General features: G+C 67.6%; 22 protein-coding genes. 11 read left to right on the top strand and 11 right to left on the bottom strand.

Annotated elements, in window-relative coordinates; genetic code table 11:
• Positions 1-149: 149 nt before the first annotated feature.
• Positions 150-1,289 (bottom strand): MFS transporter, encoded by a 1,140-nt coding sequence (locus HDA44_RS14600; protein WP_337906819.1) that lies wholly within the window; start codon positions 1,287-1,289, stop codon positions 150-152.
• Positions 1,290-1,547: 258 nt separating this feature from the next.
• Between HDA44_RS14600 and HDA44_RS14595 the strand changes: the two genes are divergently transcribed.
• Positions 1,548-2,255, top strand: coding sequence for a helix-turn-helix domain-containing protein (locus tag HDA44_RS14595; protein WP_238352448.1), 708 nt, complete (start codon positions 1,548-1,550; stop codon positions 2,253-2,255).
• Here HDA44_RS14595 and HDA44_RS14590 read toward each other — a convergent pair.
• Positions 2,236-2,655: an iron chaperone gene (locus tag HDA44_RS14590; RefSeq protein ID WP_184834685.1), complete on the bottom strand. Its 420-nt coding sequence runs from the start codon at positions 2,653-2,655 to the stop codon at positions 2,236-2,238. The two genes, HDA44_RS14595 and HDA44_RS14590, sit on opposite strands and share 20 nt — an antisense overlap.
• A 109-nt stretch (positions 2,656-2,764) precedes the next feature.
• Here HDA44_RS14590 and HDA44_RS14585 point away from each other — a divergent pair, with 109 nt between their 5' ends.
• The 4 genes from HDA44_RS14585 to HDA44_RS14570 are packed head-to-tail and all read left to right on the top strand — an operon-like array spanning position 2,765 to position 5,644.
• Positions 2,765-3,292: a GNAT family N-acetyltransferase gene (locus tag HDA44_RS14585; RefSeq protein ID WP_184834684.1), complete on the top strand. Its 528-nt coding sequence runs from the start codon at positions 2,765-2,767 to the stop codon at positions 3,290-3,292.
• Positions 3,293-3,349: 57 nt separating this feature from the next.
• Positions 3,350-4,120 (top strand): NUDIX domain-containing protein, encoded by a 771-nt coding sequence (locus HDA44_RS36705; RefSeq protein ID WP_202887366.1) that lies wholly within the window; start codon positions 3,350-3,352, stop codon positions 4,118-4,120.
• Positions 4,121-4,138: 18 nt separating this feature from the next.
• Positions 4,139-4,639, top strand: coding sequence for a hypothetical protein (locus HDA44_RS14575; protein WP_184834682.1), 501 nt, complete (start codon positions 4,139-4,141; stop codon positions 4,637-4,639).
• Between the two features lie 57 nt (positions 4,640-4,696).
• The gene (locus tag HDA44_RS14570; protein WP_202887365.1) at positions 4,697-5,644 is read left to right on the top strand and encodes a zinc-binding dehydrogenase; all 948 of its coding nucleotides are present in this window, start codon (positions 4,697-4,699) and stop codon (positions 5,642-5,644) included.
• A gap of 52 nt (positions 5,645-5,696) precedes the next feature.
• On the opposite strand, the gene HDA44_RS14565 is transcribed toward HDA44_RS14570, so the two are convergent.
• From HDA44_RS14565 to HDA44_RS14535, 7 genes are all read right to left on the bottom strand, one after another.
• Positions 5,697-7,775 carry a PQQ-dependent sugar dehydrogenase gene (locus HDA44_RS14565; RefSeq protein WP_184834680.1) on the bottom strand — a complete coding sequence of 693 codons (2,079 nt, stop codon included), beginning with the start codon at positions 7,773-7,775 and terminating at the stop codon, positions 5,697-5,699.
• 179 nt (positions 7,776-7,954) lie between these two features.
• Entirely contained in the window at positions 7,955-8,776 is an 822-nt protein-coding gene (locus HDA44_RS14560; protein WP_184834678.1) for a MauE/DoxX family redox-associated membrane protein, read from the bottom strand.
• 1 nt (position 8,777) lies between these two features.
• A complete protein-coding gene (locus HDA44_RS14555) occupies positions 8,778-9,380 on the bottom strand; it encodes a cell wall protein (RefSeq protein ID WP_184834676.1) in 603 nt (200 codons plus the stop codon).
• Between the two features lie 13 nt (positions 9,381-9,393).
• Complete coding sequence (locus HDA44_RS37220) at positions 9,394-9,627, bottom strand: septal ring lytic transglycosylase RlpA family protein (RefSeq protein ID WP_238352447.1); 234 nt, start codon at positions 9,625-9,627, stop codon at positions 9,394-9,396.
• A gap of 403 nt (positions 9,628-10,030) precedes the next feature.
• A complete protein-coding gene (locus tag HDA44_RS14545) occupies positions 10,031-11,650 on the bottom strand; it encodes an MFS transporter (RefSeq protein ID WP_184834672.1) in 1,620 nt (539 codons plus the stop codon).
• A complete protein-coding gene (locus HDA44_RS14540; RefSeq protein ID WP_184834670.1) occupies positions 11,647-12,195 on the bottom strand; it encodes a TetR/AcrR family transcriptional regulator in 549 nt (182 codons plus the stop codon). The genes HDA44_RS14545 and HDA44_RS14540 overlap by 4 nt, the downstream gene beginning before the upstream one ends.
• 212 nt (positions 12,196-12,407) lie before the next feature.
• Positions 12,408-13,958, bottom strand: a complete 1,551-nt coding sequence (locus HDA44_RS14535; RefSeq protein ID WP_238352446.1) for an NAD(P)-binding domain-containing protein — start codon at positions 13,956-13,958, stop codon at positions 12,408-12,410.
• 54 nt (positions 13,959-14,012) lie between these two features.
• On the opposite strand from HDA44_RS14535, the gene HDA44_RS14530 reads away from it, so the two are divergent.
• The 4 genes from HDA44_RS14530 to HDA44_RS14515 all read left to right on the top strand — a co-directional run bounded on the left by HDA44_RS14530 (position 14,013) and on the right by HDA44_RS14515 (position 17,220).
• On the top strand, positions 14,013-14,372 hold the full coding sequence (locus HDA44_RS14530) for an ArsR/SmtB family transcription factor (RefSeq protein ID WP_184834667.1): 360 nt from the start codon (positions 14,013-14,015) through the stop codon (positions 14,370-14,372).
• The gene (gene arsB, locus HDA44_RS14525) at positions 14,369-15,460 is read left to right on the top strand and encodes an ACR3 family arsenite efflux transporter (RefSeq protein ID WP_184834665.1); all 1,092 of its coding nucleotides are present in this window, start codon (positions 14,369-14,371) and stop codon (positions 15,458-15,460) included. Before HDA44_RS14530 ends, arsB begins: the two co-directional genes overlap by 4 nt.
• Complete coding sequence (locus HDA44_RS14520) at positions 15,441-15,881, top strand: arsenate reductase ArsC (RefSeq protein WP_184834663.1); 441 nt, start codon at positions 15,441-15,443, stop codon at positions 15,879-15,881. The genes arsB and HDA44_RS14520 overlap by 20 nt, the downstream gene beginning before the upstream one ends.
• 352 nt (positions 15,882-16,233) lie before the next feature.
• Positions 16,234-17,220 (top strand): TerC/Alx family metal homeostasis membrane protein, encoded by a 987-nt coding sequence (locus tag HDA44_RS14515; protein WP_184834661.1) that lies wholly within the window; start codon positions 16,234-16,236, stop codon positions 17,218-17,220.
• 106 nt (positions 17,221-17,326) lie between these two features.
• Here the strand turns inward: HDA44_RS14515 and HDA44_RS14510 are convergent, their stop codons facing one another.
• Complete coding sequence (locus tag HDA44_RS14510; RefSeq protein ID WP_184834652.1) at positions 17,327-18,571, bottom strand: MFS transporter; 1,245 nt, start codon at positions 18,569-18,571, stop codon at positions 17,327-17,329.
• Positions 18,572-18,853: 282 nt separating this feature from the next.
• On the opposite strand from HDA44_RS14510, the gene HDA44_RS14505 reads away from it, so the two are divergent.
• Both HDA44_RS14505 and HDA44_RS14500 read left to right on the top strand, forming a co-directional pair.
• Positions 18,854-19,738: a phosphotransferase enzyme family protein gene (locus HDA44_RS14505; RefSeq protein ID WP_184834650.1), complete on the top strand. Its 885-nt coding sequence runs from the start codon at positions 18,854-18,856 to the stop codon at positions 19,736-19,738.
• Positions 19,739-19,786: 48 nt separating this feature from the next.
• A complete protein-coding gene (locus HDA44_RS14500) occupies positions 19,787-20,800 on the top strand; it encodes an ABC transporter substrate-binding protein (protein ID WP_184834648.1) in 1,014 nt (337 codons plus the stop codon).
• Here HDA44_RS14500 and HDA44_RS14495 read toward each other — a convergent pair whose 3' ends face one another.
• The gene (locus HDA44_RS14495; protein ID WP_184834646.1) at positions 20,801-21,664 is read right to left on the bottom strand and encodes a phosphotransferase family protein; all 864 of its coding nucleotides are present in this window, start codon (positions 21,662-21,664) and stop codon (positions 20,801-20,803) included.
• Between the last annotated feature and the right edge of the window lie 24 nt (positions 21,665-21,688).

Genomic DNA, 21,688 nt, shown 5'->3' with positions numbered 1-21,688 from the left:
GCCCTGCCTCCGTCAGTGGGTGCGGTGGTGCGGTCGAGGAAGAGGAAGGGATGGAGGGTCGTACCCCAGCCCTGCCTCCGTCAGTGGGTGCGGTGGTGCGGTCGAGGAAGAGGAAGGGAGGGAGGGGGTCGTACCCCGCACCGCATCTGTCAGTGGGTGTGGGTGGTGTGGTCGAGGAGGATGAAGGGGAGGGTGAGGGTGGCCAGGAGGGTGCCTAGCCAGGGGATTGTGGTGATGGGGGCGCCGAGGTGGAGGGCGAGGGCGGCCAGGGCGGGGACGAAGCTGATGCCTAGCTGGAAAGCCGAGACCGCGGTGGCGCCGGCCAGGGTCGGGGCCGTCGGGGCGAGAGTAAAGATGCGGCCGTAGATGGCAGGGTTGAGGATGAACCCGGCGACGCCGAGGAGAAAGACCAGGGGTACGACGGCGGCCGCGTGATGGGCGAGGGTAGCGATCAACGCCGACGTGATGAGGATGCCGAGGGCGCCGGTAGTCAGCGCCAGATGCGGACGGCGGTCGGCGATCCGGCCGCCGATCGCCAGGCCGAGGTAGGCGCCGACGCCGAAGAGCACCAGCACGGCGGCGGTCCAGCCAGCCGGGATGCCGGTCGTGTGGGTGAGCAGTTCCGACAGGTAACTAAAGGTGATCATGTACGAAGCGGTCGTGAGCAAGGTGATCACCAGAACAGTCCACAACCGCGGCCGCCGGAGCGTACGCAACTCGCCACGGACATCTGTAGCTGCTGATGTGATTCCTGACTGAGGACGGGGCATCGCGACGGTCAGCGCGCCGGCCGCCAGGACAGTGAGGGTGACGACCAGCCAGAAACCGCTCTGCCACCCGGTGCGGTAGCCGAGGGCGGTCCCGGCCGGCCCGCCGAGGATCATCGCGAGGCTGAGTCCGCTGACCACGACGCCGGATGCACGGGCAGCACGATCAGCTGGTACCAGACTCACCGCGGTGACGGCAGCGACCGCGAAGAACCCGGCGTACGCGAGACCGGCGAGGAAGCGCGTGATGAGCAGCGCCGGGTACGTGGAGATGAGCAGACCGACCGCGATACAGGCCGCGAAGACAAGCTGGGTGAGTACCAGCGCCGTGCGCCGGGGCCAGCGCAGGCTGATGACCGCGAAGGGTGGTCCGCCGATCACCACACCGATCGCGAACGCGGTGATCAGCCCACCCACCGTCGCGAGATCGACCCGCAGCCCGGCCGCGACCGCGGGCAGTACCCCGGCGAGCAGGAACTCCGAGGATCCCATCGCGAACAAGCTGAACCCCAGCAGATACACGCCGAACGGAAGCCGCCCGGCCGTACGAGCCGCACGCGACTGTTCCGCGCGCGACCCTCCTTCGCGCGGCTGTTCCGCGTGGGACTCTTCTCCGCGCGACTGCTCTGGGCCGGCGGCTGCACCTGCGCGTGCGGTGCCGGGGGAGATGCCTGTGGGGGATGGCGGTTCTTCGGTTCGCATACGGCAACGGTCGGCGTCGGTGTGCTGGATCAGCAAGTTTCGTTGCCGAGAGTGGGACGGCCGGGATCTGCTGAAGTTATGCAGAACGTCCAGAGCATGCAGAACGTGCGGAACGCCATCGATGCCACGCTCGACCGACTCGGTCCGCGGTTGCGCCGTATCCGCGAGCAGAAGGACCTCTCGCTGGCCGCCCTCAGCCGCGCGACCGGGATCTCCACCAGCACACTGTCCCGGCTGGAATCAGGCAAACGCCGCCCGACTCTCGACCTACTGCTCCAGCTCGCGGCCGCGCTCGCGATCCCGCTCGACACCATCATCGCCGCACCCCGCCAGCTCGCTGACCCTAGCCGAGACACCCTCGCCGCACCTGAAGCCGGAGCCCGGCCTGGAGCCGGAGCCCGGCCTGGAGCCGGAGCCCGGCCTGGAGCCGGAGCCCGGCCTGGAGCCGGAGCCGGAGGTGCGGGTCGCCGGAGCTTTCTGGTGTTGAGTTCGGGTCGGTCCGCGAACGAGGCGACGAAGCTCACGATCGCGGGTAGTGAGTCCGACGCGTTCCTGCGTACGCACCCTGGCTCGGAGTGGCTCTATGTCCTCAGCGGTCGGCTCCGGTTGCTTCTGGGTGGTGAGGATCTCGTGCTCCGCCCGGGCGACGCGGCCGAGTTCGATACCCGGCATCCGCACTGGTTCGGTTCCACCGGCAACGGGCCGGTCGAGGTGCTCAGCCTGTTCAGCGCCGAGGGTCGCCGGGTACGCGTCCGCGCCCGCTCGATCAGCCGGCAGCTTTCTTGACCAGGGCAACGATCTTCTTCTCGATCGCGGGCGTCAGCTTGAGCAGCGCGTACGAGGTCGGCCACATCTCGCCGTCGTCCAGCAGCGCCTTGTCACTGAAACCGAGGGTCGCGTACCGGGCCTTGAACTTCGCCGCGTCCTGGAAGAAGCAGACGTTCTTCCCGTTCTTCACCCAGCCGGGCATGCCGTACCAGAGTTTCGGCGTCAGCTCCGGGGCGATCTCGGCGATCAGTTCGCTCAGGCGCTCCGCGATCACCCGGTCCGCGTCGGCCATGGTGGCGATCTTCGCGCGCTGCGCCTCGGCCGGGTCCTCGGTGCTCTTCAGCTCCTTCGCGCGCTCCTTCATCGCGTCCCGCTCGGCCTCGGTGAACCCGTCGTACGACTTCTTCTTGGTGGCCATCGAAGTGCCCTTTCTCGGTGGTCTTGGCTGAACACCTCCTACCTTAGGAATCCGCGGCCGCCGGACGCTTCTTGAAAACTGATCGATCCCGGCGGCTACAGTGACGTGCATGTACGCCGATCTGCCCACCGAGCTCGAAACCGAACGGTTGCGGCTGCGCCCGTGGCGGCCGGCGGACGCGGCGGAGTACCGCGGGCTGTGGCTCGAGCGGGACCCGCGGGCGCTGCGCCGGATCGGCGCCGACGGGCGGCCGACGGTGGACGAAATGCGCGGCTGGCTGATCGAGAACCCGTTGAGCGCCGCGCCCGGCCTCGGCCTGCTGCCGATCGAGCTGCGGTCGACCGGCGAGTTCCTCGGGTACTGCGGACTGACCGTCGGGCAGGCGACCTTCGACGAGCCCGAGATCGCGTACGAGCTGCCGCGCCGCGCGCACGGCCACGGGTACGCGACCGAGGCCGCCCGCGCGATCGTCGAAGCAGCGGCCGGTACGGGCCGGAGGCGGTTGTGGGCGACCGTACGCGAATGGAACGCCCCGTCCTTCCGAGTGCTGGAAAAGCTAGGTTTCGAACGCAGCGACCGAGTCACCGAAGACCCCGCACGCGGCAACTCGATCTGGATGACCCACACCCTGACCTGAACCTCCGGGACGGCGAGGGCAGGCGGGCTCCGTTCCTTGGTGTATGAGACTAGGGGCGTGAACCGACAGGATGATGTGGCGGCTGAGGGGGAGCCGGAGGTGGAGTTCAATCCGGGGATCGCGGGGCGGTTGCCGCGGAAGACGGCCGCGGGTGGTGCGCTGATCCGGGATGGGGGTGGGCGGATTCTCTTTCTTGAGCCGACGTACAAACCGACGCTGGACATCCCGGGTGGGATCGTGGAGGAGAACGAGTCGCCGTACGAGGCGTGCCGGCGGGAGGTGAAGGAAGAGATCGGCCTCGAACTGGAGATCGGCCCGCTGCTTGTCGTCGACTGGATTCCGGCCGCCGGCCCGTGGCCGGACGCCCTCGCCTTCATCTTCGACGGCGGCACCCTCGACCCCGAAACCCACACCGACCCCACCCACACCGACCTCACCCACACCGACCCCACCCGCGCCGACCTCACCCACACCGACCCCACCCGCGCCGACCTCACCCACACCGACCCCACCCGCGCCGACCTCACCCACACCGACCCCACCCGCGCCGACCTCACCCACACCGACCCCACCCGCGCCGACCTCACCCACACCGACCCCACCCGCGCCGACCTCACCCACACCGACCCCACCCGCCTCACCCGCACCGACCCCCGCGCGCCTCATCACGTGCTCAGCCTCGATCCGGCCGAGGTCCGGGCCTGTCATTTCCTCACGCTGGCCGAAGCCACGCCGCGGCTGCGCCCGTCCATGGCCCGTCGCCTCGCCTTGGCCGAGCGGGCGCTGACCACCGGCATCCCGGTGTACGCCGACTTCGGCAGGCCCTAGATGCACACAGTCCCCTACGTGGCGAAACAAAACCTCACCATCGTCGCGGTCGGCGACGCCCTCGAAGCGTCCGCCGTACGCGCCACCCTCGAAGGCTTCAACTACCGCACCACCACCCACTGGGTCGGCTCCCGCGCCGAGCTGCTCAAACTGCTGGCCGGCGAGATCCCGACCGACAACGACGTGATCCTGTCCTGCCACGGCGACGACCGCGGCATCCTGGTCCCGGACGAGCCGCCGATCACGCCCGCCGAGGTCCGCGACCACGCCCACCTGGACGGAAAGACAGTCATCAACCTCGGCTGCCGCACCGGCGCCGGCGACCTCCCGGACGCGTTCCGTTCAGCAGGCACCGCGGCGTACGTCGCGCCGATCGACTACCCGGACGGCAGCGCCGCGCTCGCCTTTGTCAACAATCTGTACTTCCTGCGCACGTACGACATCCCCCTCGACCAGGCGGTGCAGCACGCGGCCGCCGTACACCCGGAATGCGGGCAGTTCCAGCTCCACCACGCTTGACCTCAACAATTGTTCAGGTTCTAGCCTCGGAGACCTGACCGACTGAGGAGGTTCGTGGTGCGGGTTGTACGGGTGGAGCGGTTCGGTGGGCCGGAGGTGCTTGAGGTGGCAGAGGTGCCGCCGGGCGAGGCGGGCGCCGGCGAGGTGGTGATCGACGTCGCGGCCGCGGAGGTGTTGTTCCTCGACACGCAGATTCGGGCCGGGTGGGGGCAGGAGTACTTCAAGCTCGACCTGCCCTTCGTACCAGGCGCCGGCGTGGCCGGAGTGGTGCGCGCGGTCGGCGAGGTTGTCGACAATCCACTTGTCGGCCGACGGGTGATCGCCGGCACCGGCGGCGTCGGCACGTACGCCGGTGGTGGTTACGCCGAGCAAGCCGTCGTACCGGTCGACGAGGTGTTTCCGGTGCCTGATGGGCTCGATCTCAAGATCGCGCTGGCGGCATTGCATGACGGCGCGACCGCGTTGGAGCAGCTGACCCAAGGGCAGGTCGAGGCAGGCGACCGGGTGCTGGTGACGGCCGCCGCGGGTAGTCTCGGCGGCTGGTTGATTCCGTTGCTGTCGGCAACCGGTGCGACGGTGATCGCGGCCGCACGCGGTGAGCGCAAGCTGCGGTACGCCGAGGAGCTTGGCGCGGATCGTGTCGTCGACTATTCGCTGCCTGGCTGGGCGGATGAGCTCAGCGAGGTCGATGTGGTGTTCGACGGTGCCGGTGGGGCGATCGGGCAGGCGGCGTACGCGGCGACCAGGTCCGGCGGGCGGTTCCTCGGGTACGGCGCGGCCAGCGGCGACTTCACCGCGCCGGACCGGGACGACGTCACCACGGTCGGCATCTTCCGCCCGGACCCGGCCGAGTCGCGGGAGCTCACCCGCCGCGCCCTCGACGAACTGGCACGCGGCAAGCTCACTCCCACGATCGGTCAGACGTTTCCGCTGGCCGAGGCCGCGGCAGCCCACACCACCATCCAAAACCGCCAGGCCCTCGGCAAAACCCTCCTACTTCCCTGATCAGGAGAACCTCAGCCGCACGATCACATTGTCCATCGTGCTCGGGGTTCCACTACGAGAACCTCAGCCGCACGATCACATTGTCTATCGTGCGTGGGGTTCCACCGTTCTTGTCGTTGTTGGTGGACGTCAACCAGAGCCCACCATCAGGCGTACGGGTGACGCTCCGCAGCCGCCCCCACCGCCCCGAGAAAACCGCCTGCGGGGTGCCCACGCCAGTCCCGGCCGAGTTGATCTTCGTCACCCAAAGCTGTTCGCCCGTGACACCGGCGATGTAGATCCAGTCGTTGACGATCTCGATCCCACTCGGCCCGGCCTGCGCGGTCGGCCAAGTACGTTTCGGCGCGATGTACCCGGCACAGTCGCCGATCGTGCCTTCACACGCCGGCCAGCCGTAGTTGCCGCCCTTCTGGATCAGGTTCAGCTCGTCCTGACTGCTCTCGCCGAACTCGGCCGCCCACAACTGACCGCGCGAGTCCCACGCCAGCCCTTGCGGGTTGCGATGACCCCAGCTCCACACGTACCGGGCGTTTCCGCCGCTGCCGTAGAACGGGTTGTCGCTCGGCGGCGTACCGTCCGGGTTCAGCCGCAGGATCTTGCCGTTGAGCGAGCTCTTGTTCTGCGCGTTGCCCGAGTTCTTCGCGTCGCCGACGGTCGCGTACAACTTCCCGTCCGGCCCGAAGGCGATCCGTCCACCGTTGTGATACCGGTTCTTCGCCAGCCCGGTGAGTACTGGTGACGAGGTGGTCGCGAGTTGACCGTTCTCGTACTTCATCCGCACGATCCGGTTGTCGTTGGCGGCCGTGTGATACAGGTACACCCAATGATCGGTCGCGAAAGTCGGGGAGAGTGCGATCCCGAGCAGTCCGCCCTCGCCGCTCGTCGTGACGACGCCCGGCACCTTCCCGAGCGTCGTCTTCTGGCCGCTCGCCGTCACCCGTAGTACCTCGAACCGGTCCCGCTCGGTGACCAGTGCGGATCCGTCCGGCAAGAACGCGACGCTCCAACCGAGATCGACCTTCGCGATGTCCTTGTCGTACGCCGGTATACCACCGGTGCCTCCGGTCGACGTACGTACCGTGACCGCGTTACTGGCCGCGGATGCATTGCCGTCGGGATCACGGGCCTTGACGGTGAACGTGTACTCGGTGTTCGCGGTCAGCCCGGTGACGGTCGTGGTCAGCGAACCGGTCGACGCGACCTTCGCGGAACCTTGGTACACGTCGTACCCGGCGATGCTGCCGCTGTTGTCGGTGGACGCGTTCCAGGCAAGGGAAACCGAGTTCGCGGTCGTGCCGGTCGAACGCAGGTTTCCGGGTACGGCCGGCGGTGTCGTGTCGCCGCTGCCCGGGGTGGTGAACGTGACCACATTGCTCTGTTGCGAAGCGTTGCCCGCGGCATCGAATGCGCCGACCGAGATGTCGTACGAGGTGTTCGCGGTCAAGCTGTCGACGGTCGCGGAGAGAGCGTTGCCGTCGACAACTTTCAGTACGTTGCCGCCGCGGTTGATCTCGTACCGGACCACGCCGAGGTTGTCGGCGGCGGCGGTCCAGTGGAAGGTGGCGGCGTTCGACTTGAGGTCGCTGACGGTCAGATTGCCTGGCGCGGAAGGCGGTGTGGTGTCGTCGCTGGTCGGGGTGACGGTCAGTTTGTCGGCGTTCGGTCCGCCGTCGGCGCTGGTCGCGCGGGCGCGGATCTTGTTGGTACCGGCAACGAGTTGCAGGCGTACGGTCTTGCTCTTCCACGTCGTCCACGCGCCGGTACCCGGGAACGTGATGCCGACCGCACCCGGTTGGCCGTTGACGGTGAAGTCGATCGGCCGGGTCGCGGCGGTACCGTTCGCGTACCGCAACGCGACGTCGGCCGGACCGGCCGGGGCGGTCACCGTCCATTCGACGTACCCGCCGGCGACGTTGTCGTAGTTGACGAAGCCGCTGCCGGTGTAGCCGGCGTGGTTCGACTCGACCACTCCTTGGGAGATGGTCGCGTCCTCGGCCTGGTAGTCCGTGGCCACGGCGGTTGCGGGTGATGCGCCGGTTGCGGGTGGTACAGCGGTTGCGGGTGGTACGGCGCTGAGGGTGACCGCGGCGAGTGCGAACGCGGTCACCGCCGCGAGCGGACGGGGTCTCATGGGGTCTCCTGGAATTCCGGGGCGGGGCAGGGGACTAACTATTAGGAAAGCTTCCTAATGATTGAATCGTCTGTCAATGGGTCCCGGAGCTGCGCGCAACACAATGCCACCGCCCCCGCCACGGTGAGCGTGGCGGAGGCGGCGGATCTTCGATTGCGAAGGCCTGGAGATCCAGGCCGTCAAACGGTGGCGAGCACCGCCGGCCGGTAGAGGGTCAGTCCCGACGTCTCGTCGACGACGGCGACCCGGATCGACTCCGGCGTGGTGTTGCGGTGCGGGACGGCGAACACGGCGGTTGCCGCGCGGCCGTCGTACCGGGCGACGTAACTCAGGTAGCGCCAGTCCTCGTCGTCCCAGTAGTCGTGGATATCGGAGCGCAGCAGCCCGTCGACCGCGCGGTACGCCGGGCTGAGCAGTACTCGCCGTTGGGTCGCGGCGAGCGGTGCGGTGCTGGATGCCGTACCGGCCAGTGGGTGGCTGAGCCCGATCCGGAACCTCCGGAGCGGGAGCAGCCAGTACCGGTCGAGCTCGGCGGACAGCATCATGAAGGCTGCCGCTTCGACGACAAGTACCACCAGTCCAGGCCCTGCCGACCACCAGCCGGTCGTTGCCGGTACTGCTGCCATGGCTGTTGCCAGTAGCAACGAAGCGCGCGCGATCGCACGGCCACCAACGGGTTTCGCGGACGCCTTCATGCAACCGCAAGACGCTTCCGGCACGACGATCTTCGAGTACACCAGGAATCCGGTGAACCCGGCCGCCAGCAGCACCGCGGCGAATGCCTCGACTGTCCAGACCGGTGGAAATAGGAGGGCCAGGGCAACCAATGCCTCGATCCCCGCGACGGCTCGGTACGCTCCGGTCGCGCGCGACTCACCGACCAGCCGGGGGAGCGCCGTACGCTCCGCCTGCTGGGGATCGGCGAACTTCCCGTACGACGACCAGAGCAGGAGCAACCCGATCAGCAGCGGCTGTGCGGCCGCGACTTGTCCGGCACCCATGTCAGTTCGAGGTGTAGATGGTCGCGATGTCGATCTCGTTCGTACCCGGGCGCCAGGCACCGATCACCTGGGCGTGCCGGCCGACTTTGAGCATCGACAGGTCCGTGACCGCGGGCGTTCCGTTGTACGCGGCCGCGGTGAAGCCGGACTGCACATGCCCGACGACTCGCTGACCGTGGTGATCGAGCTGCACGCTGCCGCGGCCGATCGACGTGATGCCGACGGTCAGGTTGACGATGTTGATCCAGACCGCTTCGGCGGCAAGGATCCCATCCGGCATCAGTACGCCGCGCGCGTACAGCCCGTCGCCGATCTTCGCCTGGTCGATCGTTGTCGGACGCAACTTCCAGACGCTGGTCACGCCGGTGAGCTGAATCCGGTGCATCCGGCCGTCAGATCCCTTGACCCGCAGGAGATCCTGGTTCCGGCCGGTGATCAGGCCTTCGGCGAAGTTCGGGTCCGGCTGGCCGGCGTCCGGGTACTGCAGACCGGCGGCGAACGCGGTCTCGGGCGCGAGCGAACCCATCGCGGTGGCGGCGACCAGACCGGTCGCGCCGAGGGCGGCCCGGGAGAGCAGGGAACGGCGGTTCATCGTGGTGGTCATCTCAGCTCTCCTCTCAGCCGACGTCGATCGAAGCGGGGATCAGGCCGTTGCTCAGGCTCGCGATCGCGGAGAACGCGGCCGGAGTCAGGTCGATCACCCGGTTGGCGGCGCACGTCCCGCCACAGCAGGCGCGTTCACCGCAGAACAGGTCGGTCTGCGGACCACAGTCCGCGATCGACGTGACCACCCGTTTTCCGTTGCACAGGTTGGTCGTGGCGTGCTTGAACCCGCAGGTACGCCGGGTCATCCCGGTGATCCCGCAGGTGTCCGGGTGGGTGATGGCGTAGCACGCGTCCGAGGTGTTCGGCCACGCGTGCTGGAAGTTCCCGGAGTTGCACGTTCCGCAGGCACCTTTTCCGGTGCTTGCGCAGGGTCCCCATGCGTTCCCACAACAGAACCATGAGGCTTCGGCATTGATACCGGCCATGACAAATTCCTCCTAGGCCTAGGGGCGGTAAGACCTACAGAATTCGTTTGTACTCCGATTCGGCGAAATCTCCCAGAGCTCAGGCAAGAAATGGAAACTTTTTGCCTTGTGTTCGCGCGGCGGGCGGCGCGAGGTACTCGCGCCGCGGGTGATGCTCGCGCGTCCGGTGGTCGTGCGGCCGCCCCGGGCGGGTGGGGCCCGGGGCAGCTGATGGATCGGTGGGTCAGTGCTCGGGTGCCGTGTCGTCGCTGAGGGTTTGGCCGCGGAGCAGGAACCAGGTGGCGACGGCGGTTGTCAACAATACGACAGCACCGACACCGGCCGCGGTGGCCACTCCGCTCGCGAACGACTGCCGAGCCGCGTCGAGTAGCGCCGCCCCCGCCTCAGGCGGAAGCTGGGCAGCGGCCTCGACCGCACCACCCAGCGACTCATGTGCTCCAGCCGGCGTACCGGCAGGGCTGGGGAAGTTGCGGTAGATCCCCGTCACGATCGACCCGAGCAGCGCGATGCCGAGCGCCGCGCCGAGCTCGTACGCCGTCTCGGACACCGCACTCGCCGCACCTGCTTGCTCTTGCGGTACGGCAGTCAGGATCACGTCCGCGGTAACAGTGAACGAGAACCCAGCACCCGCACCGACCAACAGCAACGCCGCACCGAGCAACGGGTACCCAGTAGTTGCGCTGACCGTTGTCAACGCAGCCAGCGCAAGACCAATAGCCGCCAAGCCGCCGGCCACCACGGCGCGTACAGAGAACCGCCGCGCCGCACGCCCAGCGAGCAACCCGGCCACGACCGAACCGACCGCCGCGGGCAGCTCAGCCAGACCAGCCTCCATTGGCCCGCGCCCCTGTACGAGTTGAAGGTACTGCGAGAGGAAGAAGATCAGCCCGGACAGACCGAGCAGCGTCAGCAGGTCAGCCGTGACCGCACTGCTGAACCCACGGCTGCGGAACAACGTCAGGTCGAGCAGTGGGACCGGCATCCGCAGCTGGCGGCGTACAAAACCGTACAGTCCGAATGCGCCGATCACACCGGCAACCAGTGCGACCCACCCGAAGCCGTGCGCGGCGAACTCCTTGATCGCGTAGACCACTCCGATCATGCCGACCATCGACAGTACGACGCTGAGCAGGTCCCATGGGCCAGGGTTCGGGTTGCGCGACTCGGGGAGCAGTTTGGCGCCGACGACGACCAGCACCGCCATCACGGGCAGGTTGATCAGGAAGACCGAACCCCACCAGAAGTGCTCCAGTAGTACGCCACCGACGATCGGCCCGACCGCCATGCCGGCTGACGCGGCGGCGCCCCAGATACCGATCGCGAGACTGCGCTCGCGCGCGTCGTGGAAGATGTTCCGGATCAGCGCGAGGGTCGCGGGCATCAGCGTCGCGCCGGCGACACCGAGCAGCGCCCGGGCCGCGATCATCAGCTCGGCGGAGGTCGCGTACGCGTTCAGTACGGAAACCGCGCCGAACGCGGTCGCACCGATCAGCAGAATCCGCTTCCGCCCGATCCGGTCACCGAGACTGCCCATTGACACGAGCAGACCCGCAAGAACGAACGAGTACGCGTCACCGATCCACAGCAACTGCGTGCCTGACGGCTTCAGGTCCTCGGTCAGGAACGGGGTCGCCAAGCCCAGCACGGTCGAGTCAACCGCGATCAGCAACACCGCCAGGACCAGAACCGCCAACGCAAGCCAACGCCCCGGCCGCGCGACGGTGCTGCTGCCCGCCCCGCTGCCGCCCGCGCCACCGCTGTTCGTACGGGTGTCCTGGTGACCGGTGTTGCCGGGGGCGGTGTGGCGTGGGCTGGAGTTGTCGGGGGTGGTTTGTTGCGTCATCTGTCTCTCCGTACGGCCCCACCGAGCAGGAGCTCGGCGATCATGGGGGTGAAGTCGTTACGGGCCAGCCGGCCCTCGGATACGGCCCAGGCGCCGGAGACCACGAGCCCGCACAGCGCCTCGGCCATCCAGACCGGACTGAGCTCCAGCCGGAACTCCCCGGCCTCCTGCCCACGCCGGAACAACGCGACCAGATCCGCGTCCAGCCGCGCCCAGCCCTCGTTCTGCTCGTCGCCCTCGAACAGCTGGTTCTCGGTGTAAAGAAACGCGAGCAGCCCCGCCGACGGCTCCAGCTCCCGAACCATCCGGCGCACCGCGTTCGCCGCCGAACCACCCTCGATCTGCGCCTTCGCCAGCGCACCCTCACACTCGGCGATCCCCAGGTCCTCCAGCGCCCGAACCAGCGCCTCCCGCCCGGCAAAGTGCCGATTCAACGTCGCCCGACTGATCCCAGCCGCCCGCGCCACCTCATCCAGCGTGGCCCCCGACTTCCGCATCAACAGCCCCGCCGCATCCCGCAGAACCTGCTCCCGATCCATCGCCATGAGACAAGTCTACCTCAATTGAGACATAAATGTCTCATTTGAGTTGGATCTCGGGCATCCGGCGTCAGGCCGTGCCGAACGACAGGTAGTACACCGGCGAGACACCGTACGCAAAGCCATCCCCACGCTCAGGTGCACTAGGCCGCGACCCACGACTACCTGTCCTTAGGTACACAAGCGACCGCCCACGGACGCCGGCCGCCTTGGTGTGGTCAGTGGGTGAGGCGGGTGGTGAGTTCGATGGTCTGTGGTGCTGGCCTGCAGCAGCCAGCGGCCGCGTCGCTGGAGGTCTGGCCCATGGCGTCGGCGGAGGTGCGGCCCACGGCGTTGGTGGTGCCGGACGTGGCGTTGGTGGACGCGGGGTTGGCGTGAGGGGGACTGTAGGCGAGGTTGGAGGAGCAGACGCCGGTTTCGGGGAGGATGAGGTGGACGTCGCGGGCCGCCTCCCAGTCGCCGGCCAGTGCGGCGGCGACCGAGCGGGCCTGCTCGTAGCCGGTGGCCAGCAGGAAGGTCGGGGCTCGGCCGTACGACTTCGCGCCGATGGCGTAGTACCCGGGTTCGGGATGCGCCAGCTGGTCGACGCCGTGCGGGGGTACGGTGCCGCACGAGTGCTTGTTCGGGTCGATGAGCGGTGCTAGCTCCCGGGTCGATCCCAGGATCGGGTCCAGGTCCAGACGCAGTTCGCTGACCATGTCGTGGTCGGGCCGGAACCCGGTCGAGTTCACCACCGCGTCAACAACCACCCGCCGCTCCCCATCAACCAACACAAGCCGCCCGGTCCCAGCGGACTGCCCGGCGGGGGCAACGGGATCTGCTAGTTCGATGGACTCGGTGCGGAAGTTGCTGACCAGTTCGACGCGACCGGACTGCACAAGGTGCTTCAAGCGGGTTCCCAGTGCGCCACGGGCCGGTAGTTCGTCAGAGTCGCCGCCACCGTACGTACGTGCCTGGTTGTTGCCGCGTACTACCCACAGCACCTCCGTGCCAGGGTGCTGTTCAACCAGCTCGCCCAGCTCCAGCAGAGTGGTCGCTGCCGAGTGACCAGCACCAACCACCGCGGTACGGCGTCCAGCGAACCGCTCCCTGTCACGCCCCAGTGCATCCGGAAGGGCCCGTACTAGTCGCGCGGCCACGTGCGGGTCGGTCTCACCTCGTGCGGGGATGCCGGAACCACCCAGTACGTTGGGGCGCCGCCAGGTGCCGCTCGCGTCGACAACTGCACTGGCCAGGAGCTCGGAGCCATCGGCTAGCCGGACCAAGAACGGCGCGGTCTCGCGGCCTGTTGTTCGTACGCGATCGAACCCCAGTCGGGTCACCGCCGTGACAGTGGAGTTGTAGCGGACCCGTCCCGACAGTTGCGGTGTCTTGGTAAGCGGCTCCAGATAGGCGTCGATCAGCTCGCCACCGGTCGGCAGTGCGGCCAGGTCCGGTTCGGTCCAGCCGCCGGCGGCCTCCAGCAGTCGCCGGGCTGCCGCGTCGATGTCGTAGCGCCACGGGCTGAACAGCCGTACGTGCCGCCACTCCTCGATCGCCGACGCCACCGAAGGGCCAGACTCCAGTACAACGAACTCCACACCCCGCTCAGCCAACTGCGCCCCCGCCGCCAGTCCAACCGGCCCTGCCCCAACAACCACCACCGGCGCACTGCCGGCAACCGGACCCGTGCCCACCACCGTCGCACCGCCGTACTCGACCGGACCTGCGCCCACCACCGACGTGTCGTCGTGCTCGCTCATGATCGACTCCGCTATGTAGAAGTTCATCTAATCAGCGATCCCCACCTTGCATCCTGATTCGATGGAAGTCAAGATAGACGCATGTCGAAACAGTCGGTGCAAATCCAGCGCGGTGGCGGGTGCTGTACGCCCATCTCGGTCGCGGCGCTGGACCCCCAGGCCGCGGGCGAGGGCGCGGCCGTGTTCAAGGCGCTGTCCGACCCGATCCGGCTGCGGCTGATGTCGATCATCGCGTCGGCCGGCGAACAAGTATGCGTCTGCGACATCACCCCGCATTTCGAGGTGTCCGGGCCGACGATTTCCCACCACCTCCGCGTACTGCGCGAGGCCGGCTTGGTCGACTGCGAGCGCCGCGGCACCTGGGTGTACTACTGGCCGATCCCGCAACGACTGAAGTGGATCTCCGAGCTCCTGTCCGTACCGGAGAACGCTGTCACATGACCACCACCGACCGTGTTGTGGCCGGAGCGGTGGTTCGGCGGTTGTCGTTTCTCGACCGGTACCTGGCCGTGTGGATCGTGGCCGCGATGGCGATCGGGCTGCTGCTTGGGCGGGTGGTGCCTGGGCTCGACGACGCGCTCGACGCGGTCAAGGTCGGCTCGGTCAGTCTGCCGATCGCCATCGGGTTGCTGCTGATGATGTACCCGGTGCTGGCCAAGGTCCGCTACACGGAAACCGGCCGTGTGACTGGAGATCGCCGGTTGCTCGCCGCCTCGCTGGTACTCAACTGGATCATCGGGCCGGCGCTGATGTTCACTCTCGCCTGGCTGTTGCTTCCGGATCTGCCGGAGTACCGCACCGGTCTGGTCATTGTCGGCCTGGCGCGCTGCATCGCGATGGTGCTGATCTGGAACGACCTGTCCTGTGGCGATCGCGAAGCCGCGGCCGTTCTGGTCGCCATCAACTCCGTGTTCCAGATCGTCGCCTTCGCCGCGCTGGGCTGGTTCTACCTGCAGACACTGCCCGGCTGGCTAGGCCTTCAGACCGCCGGCGCGGCGTTCTCGATCGGCGCGATCGCGCTCAGCGTCGTGGTGTTCCTGGGCATCCCGCTCGTCGCCGGGTACCTGACCCGAACCATCGGCGAAAAGACCAGGGGACGTTCCTGGTACGAAGATCGCTTCCTGCCCAAGATCGGCCCGGTCGCCCTGTACGGGCTGCTGTTCACCATCGTCATGCTCTTCGCGCTGCAAGGCGATGCCATCACCAGTGCACCGCTCGATGCCGTACGGATCGCGTTGCCGCTGCTGGCGTACTTTGTGCTCATGTTCGGCGGCTCGTTCGCGCTTGGGCACCGCCTCCGCCTCGGGTACGCCAAAACCGCGACGCTCGCGTTCACCGCCGCGGGCAACAACTTCGAACTGGCGATTGCCGTCGCGATCGGTACGTACGGGGTGACCTCGGGGCAAGCCCTCGCCGGCGTCGTCGGGCCGCTCATCGAAGTACCTGTCCTGGTCGCGCTCGTGTATGTCGCGTTGTGGGCGAGGCGCCGCTACTACCCCGGGAGAACTGATGTCGGACGCTGTCCCTGAGGTGCTGTTCGTCTGCATCCACAACGCCGGCCGCTCCCAGATGGCGGCCGCCCTGCTTGACCATCACGGCGCCGGTCGCGTGGTGGTGCGGTCGGCCGGTTCCCAGCCCGCCGAACACCTCAACCCCGCCGTCGTCGAGGCGATGGCCGAGCTCGGACTGGACATCTCGAAGGAGTTCCCGAAACCACTGACGGATGATGCCGTACGCGCCGCCGACGTCGTGATCACGATGGGCTGCGGCGACGAATGCCCGTACTACCCCGGCAAGCGCTACCTGGACTGGCAACTCACCGACCCAGCCGGCCAAGACCTGGCAGCAGTACGCCCGATCCGCGACGAAATAGCCCACCGCGTACAAACCCTGCTAGCCGAACTCCTCCCTGAAGACGCCGTCTCAATCCGCCCAGACGAAGGACCCTGAGGCCCGCGGAGCACGTGGGGGCTCGTACGTGGGGCGGTGGTGAGGTGCGGGTGTCCGTCGATCGCCTCTGGTGTTGGAGGCTGTATGCGGTATACGATCTGGTGGAGCGGGTTGGGTGGGCGGTCCTATTGGGAGCGGATACACTTGGCGCGTTTCAGGAGGGGAGTATTCCTCTGGGCCGTGCCTTCGGGTGGCGGTTGCAGGTGGCAGTGTCGTCATCACGGGAGGCCTGGGCGGCCGAACCGGTGCTGCCGGCCCGGGCTGGGCGCGTACGCGGATCAGTCGGGGTGGAAGAGACCTCCGGACCACGCAGCGGTACGCCGACGTCCGGAGGTTTGTCATGGTTTCCGTCATGTCCCCAGTTGTCTGGGTGCTCACGATCGTCGGGTTGCTCGCGATCGTCGCGTTCGATCTGGTCGTGATCGCGCGCCGGAACCACACCGTGACGATCAAGGACGCGACCCGCTGGGTGCTGTTCTACGTCGGGCTCGCGGGGCTGTTCGCGGTCGGGTTGTTCCTGTTCAGTCCGGGACAGACCGGGAGCGAGTTCGTTGCCGGGTACATCACCGAGTACAGCCTGAGCGTCGACAACCTGTTCGTGTTCGTGATCATCATGGCGCGGTTCGCCGTGCCGTCGCTGGCCCAGGACAAGGTGCTGTACATCGGTATCGTGGTGTCGATGCTGCTCCGCGCGGTGTTCATCCTGGCCGGGGCGGCGGCGATCTCGGCGGCCAGCTGGGTGTTCTACATCTTCGGGGCGTTCCTCGTGTACACGGCGGTGCGGCTCGTCCTCGAGGGTGAGAACGACGAGGCCGACTTCCAGGAGAACGCGGGGCTGCGGTTGATGCGCCGCGTGCTTCCGCTGACCCACGACTACGACGGCGCGAACCTGACCACGCGGGTCGACGGGCGCCGGATGCTGACGCCGCTGGTGATCGTGATCGGCGCGATCGGGATGGCGAACGTGATCTTCGCGCTCGACTCGATCCCGGCGATCTTCGGGCTCACCCAGGACGCGTACATCGTGCTGACCGCGAACGCGTTCGCGCTGATGGGTCTTCGGCAGCTGTACTTCCTGATCGGTGGACTGCTGGAGCGGATCGTCTACCTGAACGTCGGCCTGTCGGTGATTCTGGCGTTCATCGGCGTCAAGCTGATCATCGAGGCGCTGCACGGTTCGCACATCGACGACATCGGCGCGATCCACCTGCCGCACATCGGCATCCTGACGTCGCTCGGGTTCATCGTCGGCACGCTGTTCGTCACCACGGTGGTCAGCCTGGCGAAGTCGGCGCGCGACAACCGCCGCGAGGCGATCCGGATCGAGGTCGACGAGTAGCCCGGATCCACGGCACTCACCAAGGCCGCGGATCGGCGGCGCCGAGCGTGGAGAAGCGCGCGGATCGGCGGCGCCGAGCGGTTGGTGAGTACAGGAGGTCCGCCCCTCAGGCGACCGTCTCCACCTCCGCGGTCCGTTTCCCGCGGAGGCGCAGGTAGAGCGCGGTGATCGGCGCCAGGATCAGGCCGGAGGCGAGCAGGGCAGCGCGCAGTGACGTACGGCCGAGGGCGCCGAGGGGTGGGCCGCCGGCGACCTGGCCGATCGCGTTCGCCTGCGAGACGATCGAGATCACGGTCGCCCGCGACCGGGAGTCGACGTGCCGGTTCAGCCAGGCGGACTCGATCGGCATCCGGACCGTGTCGGCGATGGTACGCAACCACAGCGCGGCCAGCGCGAGCCAGAGGTTGCCGACCAGCGCGAACGTGATCACGCCGGCGGCCTGCAGCAGCGCGAGCGTCGCGAGGATGCCGGTCGGATGCGCCGACTTCAGCAGGCCCGGAAAGAAGCGGGTCAGCGTGAGCGATGCGCCCAACGACAGCAACGTACCGGCGAGGGCGAAGAGGGTGAACCAGATCGCCGGATCGGACGTGCCGAACACGGTCGGGAAGGTGAAGGTCAGCAGCTTCACCGACCACAACCGGTCGAACGCCTCGCTGGACAGGCCCGCGACCAGGCTGATGATGACCAGCGTGCGTACGACGGGCCGCCGCCGCGCCGCGTGCAGCCCGGCGCGGAACGTGTCCGCCATTTGCCGGAACGTCTCCCGCTCCTCGCGTGGCGTGCGGTGGAAGTTCTGTTCGCGCATCACCACGTGCAGCACGAGCCCGAGCAAGATGATCCCCGCACCGGACAGCACCATCGGCAGCGGCAGGCTGATCAGACCCAGTACGCCGGCCGCGACCGTACCGACGATCGTGCCGCCGAGCTCGAACTGCTGTGCGCGAACGAACACCCCGGCCGCCCGCTCGGTGCCGATCTCGTCGGTGATCCAGGCCTGATCGGCACCGGAGGTGAACGTGAAGCCGATGCCCCACAGCACCTGCGCGGCGAGGATCGCGAGGAACGCCGGCACCAGGGCCTGCAGCAGGAAGCCGGCGCCGATCAGTACGAAGCCGATGACGAGGGAGAGCCGGCGGCTGTACAGGTCGGCGACGATGCCGGTCGGGATCTCGAACAGGAAGCAGGACAGTTCGAGAACGGTGCCGACCAGCACCAGCTGGAGTGGGTTCAGTCCGGCGTCGCGGACGTAGTACACGGCGCTGAGGGTGAAGGACAGCGCGAAGAGGAAGGAGAGCGCGGCGTTGTAGACGTAGTACGTCCGGACTGGCTCGGCGGATCGGTAGAACGACATGCGAAGGTGCTCCTGAAAGCGGGCGCGGGCAGGACGAAGCGCGACCGGATGGAACCAGCGCGGTCAAACGCTTGGACGTTGCGCACGGCGAGTGCGCTTTCAGGAAGTACGACGCATGCCGGAAAGAATAGGGCAGGCCACGGCGCGTCCGCCGCTCAATTTCGCGCGGGCGACTGGGGATCGGAGGTATCATCGATACTGCCTGGCCCGGCCGTTCCCCCGTGATGGTCGGGTCAGGTTTTTCTGTCGCCGCGTGATAGCGCGGCCTGCGACGATGATCCGATGCGTACGCCGCCCCTGGACAGCTTCGGTCTCGACGTCGATCGGCTCGAACCCACCCGCCCGGGTGACGACCAGTCCGTCGGCAACGGCAACTGGCACCTGTGGACGAGCGGCGGTGAGCACTTCATCCTGCGGCGGTACCACCTGTTGCACACCGATGTAGACCTACGGTTCGAGCGTGCCGTGCTCGATCACCTCGCCGCCCGCGGCTGGTGTGTACCGGTGGTGGTCGCCGGTCCCGTTGAGTATGACGGGAGGCTCTGGGCGGTCACGCGTTTCGTACCCGGGCAACCGCACCGGGACGAGACCGTGGCGCAGCGGCGTGAGCGTGGTGCGATCCTTGCCCGCTTGCACGGTGATCTACCTGAGCTCGATCTGGGTACGCGGCCGGGGTTCTTTCCGGCGGCGGATCTGGATGCGATGGGGGCGTTCCAGGGCTGGGATCGCGGCATCGAACTGCTCGGTGAACGGCGGCCCGATCTCGCCGACCGGTCGGTGCGCGCGATGGCGTACGCGAAGGACCTTGTCGCCGAGCATGCGCTTCTCGACCTGCCGCGGACTGTCGTGCACGGCGACTTCGCCAGCTGGAACCTGCACTTCGACGAGACCGGACGGTTCGCCGGCGTGATCGACTTCGACCTGTGTCACCCGGACAGTCGCGCGTGGGAGCTGGTGATCGCCCGCGTGGATCGCGCGCCGGAGCTGGTCGCCGGGTACCAGGCGGCGACCGCCGACCCGCTCACCGAGCACGAGCTCGCCGCGATCGAGCCGCTTCAGGTCGTGCTCCGCGTGCTGATGGTGATGGCGGAGCTCTGGACCGGCCAGCAGAGCGGCGCTTTCAACGAGCCGATGATCGTCCGCCAGCTCGACCGGGCCGGCCGGTAGTGAGGCTGGTTAGGGCTGCCTAACCTTTGTTGTGTAGGGTCGGCGATTGTGAAGAAGCTGATCGGGATTGCCGTGGCGTCGGCCTTGCTTTTGGTAGCTGGATGTGGTGGCGGGGACGCCAAGAGTAGCGACACCGGAGTCGGGGACAAGGAAGTCGCGACCGGCGGCCGGCTGTTCAAGACCGCCGACGCCGAAACCGCGAAACTCGGCTCGGACGCCGCGCCCGGGGCGTTCCCGCGGACGGTGCAGGACGCGGTCGGTCCGGTGCAGCTCGACAAGAAGCCGTCGCGGGTCGTCGTACTGGACAGTGGTGAACTGGACGACGTGCTCGCGCTGGGAATCACGCCGGTCGGGATGGCGACGACGGCGGGGCAGAGCGGCGTACCTTCGTACCTGGCCGACAAGGCGCAGGGGATCAAGACCGTCGGCGGGATCAGCGAGCTGAACCTCGAAGCGATCGCCGCGCTCAAGCCGGACCTGATCCTCGGCAGCAAACTGCGCGCCAAGGACCTGTACCCGAAACTCAGCGCGATCGCGCCGACCGTGTTCAGCATCCGTCCCGGGTTCCCGTGGAAAGAGAACTTCCTGCTGGTCGCGGACGCGCTCGGCGAGGAAACCAAGGCGACCGAGGTGCTGAACGACTACCAGAAACGCGCCGACGAAGTGAAGTCGAAGGTGCAGGGGTCGCCGACGATCTCGCTGGTCCGGTTCCGGCCGGGGGAAATCCGGCTGTACGGGAACCTGTCCTTCATCGGCGTGATCCTGAAGGACGTCGGACTGCCGCGACCGAAGATCCAGGATGTGCAGGACCTGGCGGTGGAGGTTTCACAGGAGAACATCGGCCAGGCGGCCGGCGACCGGATCTTCTACTCCAGCTACGGAAAGCCCGGCACCACTGATGAGACAAAGGTGGTGAACGGAACCCTGTGGAAGACGATCCCGGCCGTCAAGGCGGGGAAGTCGGCCCGGGTGGACGACGAGGTCTGGTTCCTGGGGCTCGGTCCGATCGGCGCGATGTCGGTCCTCGCCGACCTGGAGAAACTGCTCACCAACCAGGGCTGACTACAGGCCTAGGCGAGTGGTGATTTGGTCGAGGGTTGGCCACGGCGCCCCTTCGCGTAGCAGCCGTACGAGCTCAAGCCCGAACCTTCGTCCGTTCGGGAATTCGTCGGCGCGGTCCCAGCGCCAAGCCGCGACCATTGCGATTACCAACTCCCGGCAATCATCCAACAGATCCTTGTCGACCCCGGGGTAGTACTCGCAAACCGCCTCGGGCACATGGGCCAGGTCGAATTCGACCGGTCCCCGGCAGCACGTCTCGAAGTCGATGAACAGCGGACCTCGCACCGTGCTGAGTACGTTGCCGGGATGGGGTTCGCCGTGTAGCAATTGCTCGGCGGCACCGCAGGTGTCGATTGTCTGGCGCAGGCTGTTCAATCGGTTGCCGAGAAAGGTCCGATCCCCATCCGCGAGTTCCGGCGAACGTACCGGATCCGCGACGATCTCCAAGGCTTCAGCGACCCGGTCCGTGAACCGCGGGCTTGTTACCGAAACCATGCGCATCCCAACGTGCAGCCGCTCGAGAGCGTCAGCGAAGTCGCGTGGCAGGACGGCCGGGTTCGCGGGCTCGTAGTAGGTCCACAGCGTCACCGCAAACCCGTCACGTTGGTACACCACTGGGTCGGCCCGGGGCTCCAGCGCGGCCGCCGGTGCGCCGGCCGCGGCGAGTTGCTGGGCGAGCTCGATCTCGAACTCTGCGACCTCTTCCCCAACCAGCGCAACCCGGGCGAAGACCTCGGCGGGCGCCAGCCGCAGAGCCAGCTTGTTCGAGTTGTGGAGCACGGTTGCGTCACTGACCGGGAGGCCCAGCTCGGTGGCGATCGAGGTCGCGGCCGCGATCGCGCGGGTGACAGCTGGCTTCTCCATGGCGCGAGTCACGCTACCTCGGCA

The sequence above is a fragment of the Kribbella solani genome (assembly GCF_014205295.1).
In the GTDB taxonomy this organism is placed as follows: domain Bacteria; phylum Actinomycetota; class Actinomycetes; order Propionibacteriales; family Kribbellaceae; genus Kribbella; species Kribbella solani.
This window is presented reverse-complemented; position numbering and strand designations above follow the sequence as displayed.